This is a genomic window from Phormidesmis priestleyi ULC007 (assembly GCF_003003695.1).
In the GTDB taxonomy this organism is placed as follows: domain Bacteria; phylum Cyanobacteriota; class Cyanobacteriia; order Leptolyngbyales; family Leptolyngbyaceae; genus Phormidesmis_A; species Phormidesmis_A priestleyi_A.
Window position 1 is genome coordinate 170,209 of record NZ_PVWG01000002.1, and the last position, 16,158, is coordinate 186,366.

19 protein-coding genes are annotated in these 16,158 nt (G+C 46.9%); 16 read left to right on the forward strand and 3 right to left on the reverse strand.

Annotated features, from left to right (window positions below):
• Positions 1-8: 8 nt before the first annotated feature.
• Positions 9-3,563, reverse strand: a complete 3,555-nt coding sequence (locus tag C7B65_RS03140; protein WP_073069442.1) for a helix-turn-helix domain-containing protein — start codon at positions 3,561-3,563, stop codon at positions 9-11.
• Positions 3,564-4,179: 616 nt separating this feature from the next.
• On the opposite strand from C7B65_RS03140, the gene C7B65_RS03145 reads away from it, so the two are divergent.
• From C7B65_RS03145 to C7B65_RS03175, 7 genes are all read left to right on the forward strand, one after another.
• Positions 4,180-4,518 carry a hypothetical protein gene (locus tag C7B65_RS03145; protein WP_073069443.1) on the forward strand — a complete coding sequence of 113 codons (339 nt, stop codon included), beginning with the start codon at positions 4,180-4,182 and terminating at the stop codon, positions 4,516-4,518.
• Between the two features lie 273 nt (positions 4,519-4,791).
• Positions 4,792-6,087 carry a hypothetical protein gene (locus tag C7B65_RS03150; RefSeq protein ID WP_181314319.1) on the forward strand — a complete coding sequence of 432 codons (1,296 nt, stop codon included), beginning with the start codon at positions 4,792-4,794 and terminating at the stop codon, positions 6,085-6,087.
• 186 nt (positions 6,088-6,273) lie between these two features.
• Positions 6,274-6,381 carry a PTPA-CTERM sorting domain-containing protein gene (locus C7B65_RS29535; RefSeq protein ID WP_181314320.1) on the forward strand — a complete coding sequence of 36 codons (108 nt, stop codon included), beginning with the start codon at positions 6,274-6,276 and terminating at the stop codon, positions 6,379-6,381.
• A gap of 233 nt (positions 6,382-6,614) precedes the next feature.
• Entirely contained in the window at positions 6,615-6,875 is a 261-nt protein-coding gene (locus C7B65_RS03160; protein WP_073069445.1) for a hypothetical protein, read from the forward strand.
• Complete coding sequence (locus C7B65_RS03165) at positions 6,865-7,314, forward strand: HNH endonuclease (RefSeq protein WP_073069446.1); 450 nt, start codon at positions 6,865-6,867, stop codon at positions 7,312-7,314. Before C7B65_RS03160 ends, C7B65_RS03165 begins: the two co-directional genes overlap by 11 nt.
• A 346-nt stretch (positions 7,315-7,660) precedes the next feature.
• Complete coding sequence (locus C7B65_RS03170; RefSeq protein WP_073069447.1) at positions 7,661-8,446, forward strand: alpha/beta fold hydrolase; 786 nt, start codon at positions 7,661-7,663, stop codon at positions 8,444-8,446.
• Entirely contained in the window at positions 8,446-8,925 is a 480-nt protein-coding gene (locus C7B65_RS03175; RefSeq protein ID WP_073069448.1) for a nuclear transport factor 2 family protein, read from the forward strand. The genes C7B65_RS03170 and C7B65_RS03175 overlap by 1 nt, the downstream gene beginning before the upstream one ends.
• Before the next feature lie 97 nt (positions 8,926-9,022).
• On the opposite strand, the gene C7B65_RS03180 is transcribed toward C7B65_RS03175, so the two are convergent.
• Positions 9,023-9,409 carry a hypothetical protein gene (locus C7B65_RS03180; RefSeq protein ID WP_073069449.1) on the reverse strand — a complete coding sequence of 129 codons (387 nt, stop codon included), beginning with the start codon at positions 9,407-9,409 and terminating at the stop codon, positions 9,023-9,025.
• A 557-nt stretch (positions 9,410-9,966) separates the two neighbouring features.
• Positions 9,967-10,092: a hypothetical protein gene (locus tag C7B65_RS29170; RefSeq protein ID WP_262983517.1), complete on the reverse strand. Its 126-nt coding sequence runs from the start codon at positions 10,090-10,092 to the stop codon at positions 9,967-9,969.
• A gap of 441 nt (positions 10,093-10,533) precedes the next feature.
• On the opposite strand from C7B65_RS29170, the gene C7B65_RS03185 reads away from it, so the two are divergent.
• From C7B65_RS03185 to C7B65_RS03220, 9 genes are all read left to right on the forward strand, one after another.
• A complete protein-coding gene (locus C7B65_RS03185; protein WP_073069450.1) occupies positions 10,534-11,358 on the forward strand; it encodes a peptidoglycan recognition protein family protein in 825 nt (274 codons plus the stop codon).
• A 157-nt stretch (positions 11,359-11,515) separates the two neighbouring features.
• Positions 11,516-12,748: a hypothetical protein gene (locus C7B65_RS03190; RefSeq protein ID WP_073069451.1), complete on the forward strand. Its 1,233-nt coding sequence runs from the start codon at positions 11,516-11,518 to the stop codon at positions 12,746-12,748.
• A 19-nt stretch (positions 12,749-12,767) separates the two neighbouring features.
• A complete protein-coding gene (locus C7B65_RS27290; RefSeq protein ID WP_143161992.1) occupies positions 12,768-12,968 on the forward strand; it encodes a hypothetical protein in 201 nt (66 codons plus the stop codon).
• A gap of 135 nt (positions 12,969-13,103) precedes the next feature.
• The gene (locus tag C7B65_RS03195) at positions 13,104-13,457 is read left to right on the forward strand and encodes a hypothetical protein (protein WP_073069452.1); all 354 of its coding nucleotides are present in this window, start codon (positions 13,104-13,106) and stop codon (positions 13,455-13,457) included.
• Positions 13,454-13,864, forward strand: coding sequence for an HNH endonuclease (locus tag C7B65_RS03200; RefSeq protein ID WP_073069453.1), 411 nt, complete (start codon positions 13,454-13,456; stop codon positions 13,862-13,864). Before C7B65_RS03195 ends, C7B65_RS03200 begins: the two co-directional genes overlap by 4 nt.
• Positions 13,865-13,977: 113 nt before the next feature.
• A complete protein-coding gene (locus C7B65_RS03205) occupies positions 13,978-14,328 on the forward strand; it encodes a histidine triad nucleotide-binding protein (protein WP_073069454.1) in 351 nt (116 codons plus the stop codon).
• Between the two features lie 49 nt (positions 14,329-14,377).
• Positions 14,378-14,989, forward strand: coding sequence for a recombination mediator RecR (recR, locus tag C7B65_RS03210; RefSeq protein WP_083582650.1), 612 nt, complete (start codon positions 14,378-14,380; stop codon positions 14,987-14,989).
• Between the two features lie 48 nt (positions 14,990-15,037).
• The gene (locus tag C7B65_RS03215) at positions 15,038-15,421 is read left to right on the forward strand and encodes a hypothetical protein (protein WP_073069456.1); all 384 of its coding nucleotides are present in this window, start codon (positions 15,038-15,040) and stop codon (positions 15,419-15,421) included.
• Between the two features lie 136 nt (positions 15,422-15,557).
• On the forward strand, positions 15,558-16,118 hold the full coding sequence (locus tag C7B65_RS03220; RefSeq protein WP_073069457.1) for a L,D-transpeptidase: 561 nt from the start codon (positions 15,558-15,560) through the stop codon (positions 16,116-16,118).
• Positions 16,119-16,158: the final 40 nt, after the last annotated feature.

Genomic DNA, 16,158 nt, shown 5'->3' on the forward strand with positions numbered 1-16,158 from the left:
CAATTGTACTATATAACTGTTCTATTTTCAGCTTCAGAAGCGATCGCGCCTAGTGAAAAGACAGTTGCCTTTTGAGCCTGGGTAAGTCCGATCGCACCTTTAATGTTCATCTTCTCATAAGGACGAGGTGCTTGTAGGCGTTGCAAATGCTGCCCTGTTGTGAGATCCCAAGACTGGATGGTTTCGTCTTGACTGCCACTTAGAAGGGTGCGATCGTCATTAGTGAGGACGATCGACCAAACCCAATTCTGATGTCCTTGCAAGAGATTAAGGCATTCTCCAGTCGCCACATCCCACACTCGTATTGTGGTGTCAGCACTGCTGCTAATCAGTTTGTTGCCCTTCTGATCAAAGATAATCGATAGAACTTGGCTCGTGTGCCCGTGCAGAGTTTGAAGGCAATCGCCAGTTTTGATGTCCCAAAGTTTGATGGTTTGGTCATCACCACAAGTGGCAAGCCGTTGAGCATCAGGACTGAAGACAACTGCCCAAACGCGATTAGTATGTGCCTCTAATGTCTGGAAACACTCACCTGTTGAGACATCCCAGAGTTTAATGATTTGCTCATAGCCACTGCTAGCAAGCCATTGTCCATCAGGGCTAAAGGCGATCGCCAACACCGAGCTAGTATGTCCCGACAATGTTCGCAAACATTTCCCAGTATGAGCATCCCAAAGTTTTACCGTTTGGTCATAGCTGGCACTAGCGAGTAGGGTTCCATCAGGACTGAACGCGATCGCCCACACCCAACTAGTGTGACCTTGCAGCGTGTTCAGACATTTCCCCGTGTGGACGTTCCAGAGTTTGAGAGTACGATCGAGACTGGCACTCACCAAAACGCTGCCATCGGGACTGAATGCAACTGAGAACACTCGGTTTGTGTGTCCTCGCAAGATTGTGCAGGGTTGAGTCGGTGATTTAAAATCGCCCTTCCACAGTCGGATGGTCTGATCTTCGTGCCCGCTGGCGAGTAGGCAATTTGTTGGATTGAGCGCGATCGTATAAATCGAATTACTGTGTCCCTGAACCGTTTTTGTACATTGCCCAGTATAGATATCCCAAAGTCTTGCCGTGTGGTCATCTCCGCCACTAGCAAGCAAGTCTTTTTGAGGATGAAAGCCCACTGACCAGACTCGATTGGTGTGCTTTTGCAGCGTCCTCACACATTCCCCAGTCTGCAAACTCCATAGCTTTACCGTTTGGTCATAGCTGCCGCTTGCCAAAATCTTTCCGTCGGGACTGAGCGACACTGAAAACACTACGCCTTGATGTCCGACCAGTGTTTCAAGACAGCGTTCGGTATGGAGATCCCACAGTTTGATAGTGCTGTCAAAACTGCCGCTGATCAGCATTTGACCATCAGAACTGAGGACAATTGTTTTCACCCATTGTTGGTGTCCGATTAGTGTTTTTAAACAGTTTTCTGTAGCAATGTCCCATACCTTAATTGCGTTGTCTTCTCCAGCGCTGATTAACGTGCGATCGTGCGGGTGAAAAATCACGCTCCAGACACAAGCACCATGACCGTAAAACGTTTTCAAACACTGTCCGGTTTCAACATCCCATAGCTTGATGGTTTGATCTTCGCTGCTGCTGGCAAGTTGTTGGGCATCTGGGCTAAAAGCGATGTCAGTCACAATGCTGGTGTGTCCATGCAAAATGCTTCGTAACTGTCCTGTGTGAATGTTCCACAATCGAATGGTGTGATCTTGACCGCAACTCGCTAAAGTCTGCTGATCTGAACTGAAAATAACTCGCCAAACCCAACCAGCGTGACCTTTGAAGACTCCAAGCTGCTGACCTTGAGAGGCATTCCAGAGTTGAGTATCGCCATTTGTGTCGCTGGTCGCCAGCAGCTGTCCATCAGGACTAAAGGCAACTGAGGTAATGCCTCCAAACGTGGCAGCAAAACTACAGTCGATGAATTCTGCGTGAGCAAAGTTGACGTGATGTAAGTTGATATCTCGCAAGTCAGCTTGGCGAATCTGCAACTGAGAAAAGTCATAGCCCGTTAAGTCAGTTCCGAGATGACGGAACAAATTGAGGAGATTTCCGCCGCCGTAGCCAGATTCAGCCGATTCTTGCAGGTTGACTAAGAGTTGGGTGAGGTGATGCTCGATCGCTTTAGGCACTCGAAACACAGCCAACAATTGCTCAACCACAGGTCTGACAATGACGCGAATCTGAGTGTCTCGAATGTAGTCCTTCGCCTGAGCTTTCACGAGAGCATGACTGAGAAAGCGCTGAGGTGATTGAGTGATAATCTCATGGCTCACCTGCTCGATCAGTCGCTCCGTGACGAATTCCATCACCACAGGTTGCAGCGTAAACCCGATCGGACTGCTTTCAATCAGCGATCGCCAGCGCAACGATTCCAGCACTTCAACCAGTTTTGAGCTAGACAACTCCGGCACAATATCTGCCCGCAGTTCCGAGGGCAAAACGGCTTCGCGATTAATCGCTAACCAATCCATCACTTGAGCTTCTAAATCAGACAAACGAGCCATTTGTTGGGTTAACAAACTGCCGATGCCATTAAAGACGACTGTTCCTTGCTCTAAAAATTGCCCAATGTCGCTTGAGAATAAGTCTTGAATCGAGGTAGCTGCAATCTTGAGCGCCAGCGGGTTGCCTCGATAGTGTTCGATTAGTTTTGCAGTGTCAACTCTTGAACTCGTTAAGCCTTTAGCATCTAAAATATGATGTCCAGCGATCGCATCCACACCCGCCAATGACCAAGTACGAATCGGTAACTTTTCGCCCTCAAGCGCACTGACCTCCTGCGGTTTTTCTCGACTGGTCAACACCACACAGCTTTGATGAGCAATCTCTCCGACTCGCTTCAGGAGCTCGCCATATTCTTGATAGCCATCACGATAAGCTCCTGCCCGTTTGCCGCCTTCTAGCAATGCGTCAAAGTTATCGAGAATAATCAAACAGCGCGATCGCCGCAACAATTCAACTAGCTGAGAAATCTTGTCTCCGATCTCTTGAGACAAATCTTGGTGAGGCGAAAGAAATCTGATCAGAGTCGTTAACAAATCTGCGATCGCTGGAGTATCTCGGAGCGATCGCCAAATCACAGCGTCAAACTCCCCTTGCATCTGCTCTGCTAGCTTGACTGAGAGCGCAGTTTTTCCCATGCCGCCCATGCCCAGCAGCGTCACCAAGCGGCAACGGTCTTCCAGAATCCAGTGTTGGAGCGTCGTGATTTCTTGAGTGCGACCATAGAAGATAGAAACGTCGATCGCGTCGCCCCAGTCAGTGCGATTTTGAGTTTTGGGCTTTGAGTTTTGAATTGCAGTCAGGTCATCTTTGACGGCTCGTTTCAGCACACCTTGAAGATTGTGCTTCGAGACTTTTACGCCATAAGCTTTTGAAAGGACGTTCCACAGTTTATAGCCTGTATCTTTGATATATCCCGCTTCGTAGCCAGAGAGTCGAGCAATTTCTCCATAGGATAGACCCTCCCAACTCTGCCGCAGCACCAATTCTTCGACCTTGTTTAAGCGCCCTCGCTCCAAGATTTGCTCAACGACTGCTAAGGCTTCTTCGATCGTCATCAGTTCAATTCCTTCCAGGCACTATTGAATGGTGTGACGTTTGAAGGTCACTGATTTCGCTACTTCAGTAGATACCGCATCCAACCTAACTTTTTCCGGAGGAACAGACTGACTCGTTATGCAGTCTTGACAAAGGCTTCAGCTTCTATAAACTTCTACCCGTTCAGCCGCCTCAGTAGAATCCCTGACTTTTAACTGACTTTAATCCGACTTTTCCGACTAGTCAAGCGTAATGCCAAAAAGCTAAGGTTATCGAAACAGCAGGCAGTCAGGGAAACGTCATTTTTTGGATTACTTAGAAGCTAAGAGACCTGCTTAAAAGGGGGTCGCGATCGCGTTCTGTCATCAGAGTGTGAAGAGGAGCGATCTGTACAAAAAACACAGGATAGCTCAACAGGCAAAGATTTTCGTTCAAGTGAGTAAGGGTTTTTGTGCGGGGTGCGATCGCCAAGTAACTGCACATTCTCAATAGAAGTGCATTTAGGAGATCGCTTGCGGAGTACATCTGACTTTTCTCTGACTTTTCTCTGACTTTCTCCGACTGACAAAGCAAGTGAACAGAGATTAAGGTTGAACAGTCCAAGCAAACATTTAGATACCAAGGAGTATTGCTTCAATGCGTAAGAGCGCTCATGTAGCCGTTTTGACTGCTTTCAGCACATTGCTAGGACTTCTGCCACTGACTGCTTCTGCTCAAGTTGCACCTAATCAAACTGTCATTTGCAGTAGTCTAGCCGGTAGAGCAACCTTTAAGCTTGACGGTAAGGTGGAGGCTTTAGAGGCTAAACAGTGCCGTACCTATTCTGGACGTTCTACCTATCTCTTTTATACCGAGTATGGTCGCAATCCTCGATACTCGCTTAAGCGCGTATTGTCTGGTGGGGAACAGTATGACTTTCAAAAGAAGCCATCGGGAGATCTTGATGTTGTTCTAGTTAAAATCATTCCCAGGTAGGTTACTGCTGACCTCTACGTTGCGCTGACCAATTAGTGAGATCGCATCCTTTCCGTAGGTTGGGTTTCGTTCCTCAATCCAACCTACGAAACTACTCAAATCCCAACATATGAACGGAAGTTAAGTTGAACTCAGTTCAGATCAAAGTCATTTTGTTGGGTAGGCGCTGGGGCATCACCTGAAATTTACGTGTTGGCATTTAGCTTCAACTATCGATACTAAAGGAAATCCATGAACAAAGTTTGCCTGAAAATCTTTGCAACCTCTTTTTTTATGTCTGGCGCTGGAATTGTGTTCTCTGAATTGGCAGGAGCATTCGATGTTAATTCGTGCGTTAACTTAACTATGCCAGAGACTTTAGATCTACTGAAACCTGTTGACTCAACACTAGAAGCCTGTGTGCCTGAGTTGAAAAAGGTCAACGACTTATCTTCTAGTGTGGCATCTAAAATCAATGGCGCTCTATCTACTCTATCTGGTGCTGAAATTGGAAATGAAGGTAAGTACGAGTTGAGCCGCGTCACTTACAACCTTTCAGGCAAGGAAATCAAAGTTGAAGGAGTGATTTTGGCAAGGCACGTTTATGGCGAGATCAAGGAACAAATTCCAGTTCCGGTTACAAAGTACCGGAAAGAACAGTTTCCTGTCACAGTCACAAAGTATCGGAAAGAAAAAGTTCCTGTCACAGTCATGAAAACCCAGACTAAGAGAGTACCTTACATTGAGATGGAATCTAGGTGTGTACTCAGTATCGGGGGTAAATGTCGTAAGAGAGTAGATGTGCCAGTAGACAAGTGGCGAGAAGTGACAGTTAAAGTGCCTGTTGTTGAAATGCAATGGAAAAATGTTCCATATCCAGACGTAGAGATGCAGTGGAAAAATGTTCCATATCCAGACGTAGAGATGCAGTGGCGAACCATTCAACCTCCACCAATTTCGGCTACCTGCAACTACACTTACATCTATAACCTAACCACAAGTGAATCAACGCCAACGATAAGCTGTGGTCAAGGTGGAATTGGTAACTTGACAATCAATGCTAGCGCACTTGCTAGGGTGTTAAATGGTGAAGTTCCCTCGTTGGGTTCGATCGTTGCAGCCGTAAATATGATTCCTCCAGGCGTGACTGATAAGTCTGACGACACCTACGATCAAATTCGCTCTCAGCAATCGGGAGCAGAACCCGGATCACAAACTTCTACCTATTTTTCGTCGCGCTCCTTCGTGGAGTGGGCTTCCACGAAAAATCTAGCTACAAATCTCATACTCTCTGGTGTTACTGGTGGAGCGCTCTCCAGCCAACTCATGCTGGAGCTTGAAGAAAAAATCAAGTCTGAGTTCATCTTTTTCTCCCAGTTTGCGACTCAAGTGGGGGCAGAAATTGCATTAGAACAGTTTCTTGAGCTTGCGAAGACAGGAAGCTTAAGTATTCCTAGTCTTGGTTCTGTTGAATTCAAGGTCGTTAATGTTCCAGTTAATCGGGTTATGTGTGTTACGGGTACAGATAAATGCAATCCACCTGTCCCCGAGCCTAGAATCGGTTTTGCTATCAAGTTGAAGAAGACTTAATACGGGAAACGTCTGTAAAAGCTTGCCGAGAAGCGTGGCATAACAGGCAGTTCTCACTGCACCTTTAGCTGGAAATCTGTTGCCTCCTTTGCTCAGTTTTACTCGTACGATTCCACTGGCAACTACCCTGCTTACGCTTATACCTACGGGGATGTCGCTTTTTCCAATTCATCTTCTGCAACCCCTGTGCCAACCCCTGCCTTGTTGCCTGGTTTGGTCAGTCTAGGTCTAGGAGTTTTGCGGAAGCGCAAAGCTAACCAGGCGCAAGCGATTTTAGAGGAGCATAGAGCATAGAACATAGCTGCGATCGTCCTTTAATTTGTGAAGGGCGATCGTATCAATGGTGAATGGATGGTTTTGTTTAACAGTGCGGAAAGTTTGACGAAAGGTTGGAATTGTTGGGCTTCGCAAGCTCAAGCCAACCTACAGAAGATTACTCACCCAGGTTACGATCGCTGTTTTGTCCGACAATCGATGGGAGCAATACGATAAACTAAAACCTATCATCTATTGTGGGAAGGAAACGTATGGTCACACAAATAATGGTACAGCCCTCCTCTTGGGTCGAAGCCGGAATTCAAATTCAAAAAGTACGTGGACTCAACCTCTTCAAGTTCACCGACGAACTGCAAACCCATCTCGAAATGCTTCTTGATAAGCATAAAGACAACACGCTTACCGAAGCCGAAGCCGCTGAATTTGCTGGCATTACCGAACTCGATCGCATCTTCACACTGATCAATGCTCGGATGATCGCGGAATCACCAGTAACCACTCGTGACAATTAGTCGTGCTACCCGTCAACGTGTCCGCCAACGTGCTAATTCCTTGTGTGAATACTGCCACTCCGCAGAAGAAGGCAGCACCGCGCTATTTACCTTCGACCATATCATTCCTCAGTCTCTCAATGGCAGTGATGATGAAGACAATCTTGCCCTAGCCTGCACCCGCTGCAACGGTCGCCGCTATAACTTCATGGATGGCATAGACCCAGACACCCAAACCACTCAGCGATTATTTAATCCTCGACAAGATCATTGGACAGACCACTTTATCTGGAACCATGATGGTCAAAAGATTATTGGTATCAGTCCAATGGGACGCGCAACAATTAATCGGCTAGATATAAACGACGATCGCCATGACGATGGCTCTATTCGTCGCGCCCGTCGGCTTTGGATGCGTGGCGGATGGCATCCCCCCAATCATGATCCACAACAACAGTAAAGCTATCCTCGAACGAAAGAGAGACCGCCGAGTCAGGTAAAAAAAGTCTAATTTACTTAGCCATCGATTGAATTGATCACCCTCAAGTGATCGCCTGCAAACGATTAAGTGCAGTGAAACCCGACAGAATCGACCCGATCGCCCTTTTTATTTTCTTCTTTAATAAAATACCCATCATCCAGCCGCCCCTCTCAGGAAAAACTGACTTTTATCTGACCTTTTACCGACTGCCAAGTAGAGTAGTCGGCGGCTACATTTAATTCATCGATTAGGGGTGCGATCTCCAAGTGATGGAATCTTCTCTATATCTGAGTTTGATTGTTGCCCCTTCTCTTAATTAAACGATATGCCTAAAGTCACGATCGGCGACCTGAATATCAACTACAAAATTCAAGGTCAGGGCGATCCACTGTTAATGATTATGGGTCTTAGCTTCAGTTTATTAGATTGGGGCACAGAACTTCCTGAGCTACTCTCACAGCGTTACAAAGTGATTCTGTTTGATAATCGGGATGCAGGAGAAACCAGTCGCGCTGCTTCGCAGATACCGCAAGGGTCGCCCCATGCCTATACCATTGATCAGATGGCAGATGATGCCGCAGCTTTACTTAATGTATTAGGTGAGTCTAAAGTTAATGTATTGGGTGTCAGCATGGGCGGCATGATTGCCCAGCACTTTGCCCTCAATCACGCTGACAAATTGCATAAGCTGATTCTCGGCTGCACAATGGCTGGAGGAACCTGTAGTCAATTTGGAGCTTTGAGTAACTTGTTCAACAGCGATGTCCTGGAGTTACTCTTCACACCAGAGTTTATCCAACAGCATCAACTCGACTTAGAAACATTCTTCCAAACAACTACACCGCTTCACAGCAAAGGGGATGCTTTAGCACGTCAGTTTTATGCGATGAGCAGTCACGATACTTGTGATCGATTGGGAAAGATCACAGCCCCGACGCTGGTGATCACTGGAGATCGCGATCGCGTCATTCCTCCACAAAACAGTGATATTCTGACCCAAAAAATCTCTGGTGCTAAACAAGAAACCATCAAAGATGCCGCTCATGCTTTCTGTTTCAGCCATCCAGATTCTACCGCAACAGCTATCATCAACTTTTTGGAGCATTCGTAATGACAGACGAAAAAGACCTGATTGAGAAGGCATTTCAGCAATATGCAGATGCTTTTCAAGCGCTTGACCCTGCAAAAGTGCTACCTTTTTTCCACTTCCCGGCAATGCTGATTTCACCTGAAAAAGCTGCTGTAATCGGCAACCCAATCATCGGTTACTTTGGCTTTAGCAAGGTGATGAAAGATCTGAAGCGGCGTTGTTTTACTCGAAGTGTTGCTGAATCGCTGCATGTTCAGCAACTCAGCGATAATCTGGCGATCGTGACTGGAGTTGTGATTCGTTTCAAACAGTGCAAGGAAGAACACCCAGAAACGTTTCTTGAGTGCTTCAACTTAAATTACACCATGCGTAAGGTGGATGGTAATTGGAAGATCATCGTGGGTGCGCTGACAGAAACTACTTGCCCTTCCATATCAGATGCCAAAACAAATGCAGCTACCAATTCGGGCGCAAGTGGACTTAAAGAGCAGCCAACATAACCTAACCTAGCTGAACAACCAGCCCCAAAAAACCACCCCGCTAAACAATCAGCAAAGTGGCAATTCAAACCAACCGGATCACCTCAAACCCATTGACTCAGGCAGCATCCGCTGGCGCTTTTTTCTTGGGTATGCCCATTCGAGCTTTCGACATTGTATGCGCCACATCGCTCTTGCGGGCACCTCCCGCCATTACATATTCCTCGCTGTCTTTGCCATAAAAGGCAGCCACACCCAGCAGCATCCGCTCACTCAGATCTTTTAACACCTTCTCAGATTCCTCAACCGCAAGTGCCAGTTGTTCGATCGCAGACAAGGTGCGATTGTAGTCATCCAAATGGGTTTTGTGGGTCGCGATCGCAGTTTGATAAGCCGCTAAGGTCAGGCTTCTGCCGAGATCGAGGGCAGGATCGATCGACTGTAGACTAATAGCGCGGTGTTGCGCTCGGTCTAATGATTGGGAATTGCGTTTTTGCCGAGGCATCGGAATGCACCCTTTGCTAATGTTTACAGTTGCACTCTAACCGCCTGGGTTTTGCCAAACCCTCAGAGGATTCAAGGATCATTCCCGTGGAGCTTGAGTAAATTCGCATTAAAGTTGGCAATTGTACGGAATTAACGTGAATTCGATCAAGCTTTTCGCTATGGTTTCAGATTCGGGCTGCCCCTAAATTCCCAAAATTGGGGGACTTCAAGCCAAGCTTTCCGGTTCAAAGTCCCCCAATTTTGGGGGATTTAGGGGGCTGAATCGCTGAATAACGCAGTGAGAAAACTCATCGAACTGATATTGAATTAGATCGACTTGGGTGTTAGTTTCACTTAGGAATGCTTTTGTTGAACAAACCTGAGCCTCGGCTTTTCTCAGGAAGGCTTTGATTACATCGCTTTAAGCGTTAGCATTCCCTACCAACGCTTTCATTCTATTGACTTGAGCTTTGGCATTCCCTACCAACGCTTTCATTTCATTGACTTGAGCTTTGGCATTCCTAGATGGACGATCGACGCAAGTAATTTCAGCTAGAGGTTGACCTCGTGTTTACCTCAAGGCAAGAGTAGACTCTCCTGCACGCATCCGGGAACGCCTCCTTCTCCTGCCAAACGTCCCAGAGGGAGCAGGCGCTCGATCGTTTGCAAGGTTTCGTCGATCGTCGTGACTAAGGTGAACATTGAGGAAGTTGGTGATTATATTCACCGAAGAATTCTCGATTCCAGAAAAATCCCGGAGAAATTTTCAGTAACTTTACAGAGGTCATCTACTTTTCTTTTATCTGACTTTTATCCGACCTTTTACCGACCGACGAAGAGCAGTTCATCCAGATAGGATTTAACTAAACGTGAGTTCGACGAGTTTGTAGCTCTCTCACCGCCAATAAGGTGACTGACGTTTATGACTCCATAACTCAGGTCGCGGTCAAAAATTTTCAAGAGATAACCGGATTAGGTAAAGACAGAATTGTAGGAACCCAAAGTAAGTTTTTGGGATTACCTGCTTAGTCAGAAAGCCCCTAAACTCCTCGAACAATACTTGCGATCGCAGCTATCAAAACCCACGAAGTCGCGATCGCAGATCATCCTTCTATCCCAAGTCATTTTTGAGGAACGATCATCATGCCTTTTACTGCCAAAGTCATTACAGCCGATGAGTGGGATGCCAAACCTCCCGTTCCAGGAACATTTCCCTTTCCAGTCACTTCCCCTCGTTACATCATTGTTCACCACACAGACAACAAAAACCCTCCCAATGACCCATCACAAAGCACTCTAGATGGAGCAAAGCAGTTTGCCCGCAACATTCAACACGGGCATTTTCGTAGGGGATGGTCAGATTCTGGACACAACTTTCTCAACACGACCGGAGGCTTCATTCTTGAAGGAAGACATGGTTCTCTAAATGCCGTTGAGCAGGGACTTTGCATTCGCTCTGCCCACGCTGCCCAAGACGACGGGAAACTAGCTGGCGGCAATGACTCCCCCGGCATTGAGAATGAGGGAAATTTCATGACGTTTCAAATGGAGCAGAACCAGTGGGATAGCCTGGTAGAGCTATGTGCTTCCCTTTGTAGCTCTTGTCAAATCAGCCCTGTCAACATCAAAGGACACCGAGACTTTAGCGATACTGATTGTCCGGGTGACTGGCTCTATAATCAGCTTCCCCAACTGCGAAAAGAGGTGACAGACAAGCTGGGGATGAACTTGAGTCCTGATGAATTAAGCAACGATCGTCCGATCCGATCGCTAAAACTTGGCTCTACAGGCGAAGATGTTCTGCAACTGCAAAAAGCTCTGATTGCTAGAGGCTTTAAGCCCGGAGCAGCAGATGGTCTTTTTGGTGAAAACACCAGAGCCGCAGTCATAGCATTTCAGAGGTCTTTAGGATTTGAAATGGTTGACGGCATTGTCGGCCCGCAAACTCGTGCTGCGTTGAGGCTTTAATCATCTCAAAGCGGTATGCAATTCTTGCCCTAATTTCGGTGTGGTTAAAGAATCATCCAACTACACTGCTTTGATGTTGTGCGATCGCCGTTTTATAAAAGCAGCTTGATAATGTTGCCTCCAAACACTTTTATTTCACCTTTTGGACTTAGAGATTATGAATGGTAACCCTTCTATCAAATCCACGCTGAATTCTAATGAAATTCAAGATCTGATGGATAAAATAAGCGAACTGATTCCTGTTTCAGATGCTTTAGTCGAGCTGATAAAGCTGCGAGCAGTTTCCACAGGATTTCCATTAGAGCCGAATCATAAGTCAAGATCTTTGCCAAACTTTAAAGCAAGAGCAACTCACGAGATAACCTATGAGCCTTTGCTTGAATTAGCATCTTCACTAAAATCAAATAGTTTAGAAGAGTACGGAAAACAGCTAAACGCTCTATGGTCTGACTCTGAAGATGGAAACACCAGACAGACAAGACAATTACTAGACATTAAAAGCAATGTTAATTTAGTCCGTCAAAGACTAAGTAGCCTTTTTAATCATTCTGTTTTGCCGATTTCTATAAGAGGAAAAGTCGTTCAGATCCTAGTTTCAAAAATTGGTCATCCAGAGTTAATTAAGGAAGCAGAAAGCAACAGCGAAATCATTAGCCAACTGTTGAACTCAATTAATCAGTTACTGCAAGAAAAAGAAGAAGATTCTAGCTTAACTTTGCCTAAGACAAATACTACAAGCTTGTTAGCTTTAGATATCCTAGACAATAGAGCAACGGCTTTAATAGGGGCGATGACTGCGATCGAGACGCGTAGATTGCGGATAGAAGAGTTAGTTCGTGAAGACCAAAAACGGCACAGAAATACTGTTTTTGGCGTTTCTGTTTACATTGTAATTATTGCAATATGTCTTATTGTCCTACCCCTATTGAAAACTATTTTTCCAAGTCTTCCAGTTTCAACTATCAACTTAAGTGAAGAGCCACTCACCCAAGCTACGGTTTCTTTTTGGGGAATCCCTACTCCTATTCTGATTTGGAGCTTTATTGGCAGCTTTGCGGCAATGATACACCGTTTCAACAGTCAGTCTGTTTACTATTTCAACGATGCTATAAAGTGGATGCTAACTCGCCATGTTCAAGGCATTGTGCTTAGTTCAGCCTTTTATTTAGTTTTGACTTCAGGCTTGTTTTTGATTACAAACGGCGCAGCTTCTCAAGCATCCACTCCTCAACCGTCCATTAAAGACGAACTCGTTTTAGTTCTCTCATTTCTAATTGGGTTTAGCGATCGCTTTGTGGATAGTGTCTTTAATACCCTTATCGAAAGATATACAGGAACAGCAAAGCCTTCTGAGAAAATACCTCTAAAAGAGCCTGGATCTTTAACTTAGAATCTGTTAAGAAGGTATTTTGCTGTCTATTTTATGGCAGGATTCCAGAGGTTACACAGCCCTTAAAATGGAAGCGATCGCTTTTTCATCGGGCGATCAAGCGCCAAATTGCTCGGTTTGTCACCCCCTCGAACGCGGTCGCCTGCCCTTACAGTGGGTTTCTAGCGATCGGGCTGCTGGGGGGATTTCGCAAAGCGACGTAGAGGTTGAGCCATTCTAGATGCAACGACCTCTAAACCATACTGAAGCCTCTAACTTCTGCAAGTGCATGGCAGTGAGCGCGCAGTATTTACTATTCGCAGCCTGGATTCCGCCCTGCTAAAATACCCACAGAGTGCTTACACAAAACTCTGCCATGCCCCAAATCACCCTAGATCTTCCAGACGATCTCCTGCAACAGATCAACCAAAGCGGTAGCCGAGATCGCCTAATCGAACTTCTCACCTTGAGCCTTCAGCAACCTGCCGTGCCTGCCGCCATTTACCGCTACATTTTCGACTTCATCATTAGCAATCCCACCGCCCAACAAATCGCCAACTTTTGCCCTACTGCTGCTATGCGAGAGCGGCTATCGATTTTGCTCGATCGCGGCCAAGCTAACCAACTTACCCCCCTAGAACAATCCGAACTCGACGAATTTGAACGCATTGAACATCTCATCATCATGCTGAAGTCCGGCAATTTTCACGCCTTCCCTCCCGTCGGATGAGCAAGACCCCTATTCCTGCCGCTATCAGGCGGTTAGTCGAAGAACGGGCAGGGTATCGCTGCGAACTTTGCCTCGTCCCGATCGACATTACGTTCTTTCCCCACGAGGTTGACCACATCATTGCCGAAAAACATCAAGGTAAGACCGAACCAGAAAATTTAGCCCTCGTCTGCTGGCGATGCAATCGACATAAAGGCAGTGATCTTGGCTCGTTCGACCCCGTAACCCGTCGGTTTTGCTTCTTATTCAATCCGCGCACTCAAATTTGGTCAGAACACTTCACGCTGCAAAATCACGAAATTATCGGCACTACACCAGAAGGACGCACAACCGCCTCTCTGCTCCAACTCAATACAAACCAACGCAAAACAGAAAGACAACGGTTTATGCCATCGCCTGAAACGTAAAGAATGCGATCGGACTGCACCTATCTCAAATAAGTCTCTCTAGGTCGTTTCATGGCATGATTTCAGAGTCACACCGCTTTTAGAATGAGAGCGATCGCACCTAGCAGTCTGCCATGAGTGAAACCAACGACACGATTTTCGGCAAAATCATCCGCAAAGAGATTCCTGCCGACATTGTTTATGAAGACAATCTCGCCCTCGCCTTTCGCGATGTGAATCCGCAAGCGCCCGTGCATATTTTAGTGATTCCTAAACAAGCGATCGCCAAACTCTCTAACGCAGACTCGCAAGATCACGCGCTGATGGGGCACCTACTTTTAACCGCCAAGCGAGTCGCCGAGCAAGTCGGGCTTACCAACGGCTATCGAGTTGTGATCAACACAGGCGACGATAGCGGACAAACCGTTGATCATCTGCATCTGCACATCCTTGGTGGTCGCCCCCTGACTTGGCCACCCGGTTAAGCAAACACCCGCCCCGATGCGCTAGGATCTGGACAGAATCGGAGGAAAGATCACGGTTTACACACGCCCCCTCGCTCGTTTAATTGAGCACCTTCAACATCTCCCTGGTGTTGGCCCTAAAACAGCCCAACGGCTTGCGCTCCATATTCTCAAGCGCCCTGAAGAAGAGGTGAAGGCACTCGCTCAGGCATTGGTAGAGGCAAAGCTGCAAGTGGGCTTCTGTTCGGTTTGCTTTCATTTGTCGGCTGAACCAGTTTGTGACATCTGCCGCGCTCCCAATCGCGATAGCAGCACGATTTGCGTAGTTGCCGATTCTAGAGACGTGATCGCGTTAGAAAAAACTCGTGAATATCGCGGGAAATATCACGTTTTGGGTGGATTGATCTCTCCGATCGACGGCATCGGCCCTGATCAGCTAAATATTCACCCGCTACAGCGCCGCGTCAGTCAACAGAAGATTGACGAGGTGATATTGGCGATCAGCCCCAGTGTTGAAGGCGAGACGACGACTCTGTTTGTGGGTCACTTGCTCAAACCGTTCACACGGGTGACTCGGATTGCGTTTGGTCTGCCGATGGGCGGCGACTTAGAATATGCCGATGAGTTGACGCTGGCACGCGCCCTAGAGGGTAGACGAGATTTAGAGTTTGGCAGTCGCTAAACCTCAGAGTTTGCCATACTAAAACCATTCCCAATTTTGATTTGCCTGATGTTTGGTATCTTTCAACAAAGCAGTTTGCGGATTGAAGTTGCGGCCTCTGAAGCCCTGCTTCGTCAGAGTCTCGCCAACCCTGCCCAGTTTTCTAAGTGGCTTTGGTTTGAGCGATTCTCACCTGGCTTGCCCACAACGTTGCATCCCGGATTGACGTTTATGAGTTGGGCAGGTGCGATCGCGATTCAACATCAGGTCGAGATTGCAGAACCTAATCGGGTGCGGTTTTTGCTCAGTCAAGGCATTGATGGCTTTCACGAATGGGCGTGGGGTGATGGTTGGGTGCAGTCGCGCATCGAAGGCATTTCAGTTTTGCCGATTAATTTAGGCCAAACGATCAGTCTTTTGAGTCTAAAGCAATTTTTAGCCACCACCTCATAAAGACTTTCTGGCAATCTGTGCCTAAAGACCTAGGACGGTTTTTGAAGTGGTTAAGGGCGATCGTCTTCCTGTAGATGGATGATGCACAAACGCTTAACCTGTTTCGCTCATCGGTGTAGTTTTGTTGAATTTGTCAATGCTGAAGTATTCTGTTAGGCGAATGGGCTGGTTAGGAATGATGGTCGCCCTCACCGTTTCTCAATCAGGACTGGCGATCGGCGCAGAGCCTAGCTTGAATGAAACCACACCCACTCCTACCCAATCTCTCGATTCTCCTCAAACTCCTCAAACCCAGCCTGTCACTCAGCCTTTGCGGCTAGAAATTCGTCTCAGCAAACGTCAGGTCACGCTTTATCAAGGAGATGTCAAAGTCAAAACCTACCCGATCGCAGTGGGTCGCCCTGGGTGGGAAACACCGACAGGCAACTTTCGAGTCAGGCAAAAAGTCAGAAACCCAGTCTGGGTGCATCCCTTCACAGGTGAGAAAGTAGCGGGCAAAGACCCTGAAAACCCCTTAGGTGGCTATTGGCTGGGTTTTTGGACAGACGGCAAAAACTCGATCGGGCTTCACGGTACGCCCACACCTCTCTCAATTGGAAAAGCTGCATCTCATGGCTGTGTTCGCATGCATGTCAAAGATGCGGCAGAACTTTTTGAAAAGATCAACGTGGGAACAGTCGTCAAAGTGGTGAAATGAATCCCAATATCAGCCCTTTGTTGAGCATTTGTTGAGAAAC

What these genes read in the sequence shown, in the direction of transcription:
- C7B65_RS03140 (WP_073069442.1), bottom strand. Translation starts at nt 3,563, where the DNA reads ATGACGATCGAAGAAGCCTTAGCAGTCGTTGAGCAAATCTTGGAGCGA.
- C7B65_RS03145 (WP_073069443.1), top strand. Translation starts at nt 4,180, where the DNA reads ATGCGTAAGAGCGCTCATGTAGCCGTTTTGACTGCTTTCAGCACATTG.
- C7B65_RS03150 (WP_181314319.1), top strand. Translation starts at nt 4,792, where the DNA reads ATGTCTGGCGCTGGAATTGTGTTCTCTGAATTGGCAGGAGCATTCGAT.
- C7B65_RS03160 (WP_073069445.1), top strand. Translation starts at nt 6,615, where the DNA reads ATGGTCACACAAATAATGGTACAGCCCTCCTCTTGGGTCGAAGCCGGA.
- C7B65_RS03170 (WP_073069447.1), top strand. Translation starts at nt 7,661, where the DNA reads ATGCCTAAAGTCACGATCGGCGACCTGAATATCAACTACAAAATTCAA.
- C7B65_RS03175 (WP_073069448.1), top strand. Translation starts at nt 8,446, where the DNA reads ATGACAGACGAAAAAGACCTGATTGAGAAGGCATTTCAGCAATATGCA.
- C7B65_RS03180 (WP_073069449.1), bottom strand. Translation starts at nt 9,409, where the DNA reads ATGCCTCGGCAAAAACGCAATTCCCAATCATTAGACCGAGCGCAACAC.
- C7B65_RS29170 (WP_262983517.1), bottom strand. Translation starts at nt 10,092, where the DNA reads ATGTTCACCTTAGTCACGACGATCGACGAAACCTTGCAAACGATCGAG.
- C7B65_RS03185 (WP_073069450.1), top strand. Translation starts at nt 10,534, where the DNA reads ATGCCTTTTACTGCCAAAGTCATTACAGCCGATGAGTGGGATGCCAAA.
- C7B65_RS03190 (WP_073069451.1), top strand. Translation starts at nt 11,516, where the DNA reads ATGAATGGTAACCCTTCTATCAAATCCACGCTGAATTCTAATGAAATT.
- C7B65_RS03195 (WP_073069452.1), top strand. Translation starts at nt 13,104, where the DNA reads ATGCCCCAAATCACCCTAGATCTTCCAGACGATCTCCTGCAACAGATC.
- C7B65_RS03200 (WP_073069453.1), top strand. Translation starts at nt 13,454, where the DNA reads ATGAGCAAGACCCCTATTCCTGCCGCTATCAGGCGGTTAGTCGAAGAA.
- C7B65_RS03205 (WP_073069454.1), top strand. Translation starts at nt 13,978, where the DNA reads ATGAGTGAAACCAACGACACGATTTTCGGCAAAATCATCCGCAAAGAG.
- C7B65_RS03215 (WP_073069456.1), top strand. Translation starts at nt 15,038, where the DNA reads ATGTTTGGTATCTTTCAACAAAGCAGTTTGCGGATTGAAGTTGCGGCC.
- C7B65_RS03220 (WP_073069457.1), top strand. Translation starts at nt 15,558, where the DNA reads ATGCTGAAGTATTCTGTTAGGCGAATGGGCTGGTTAGGAATGATGGTC.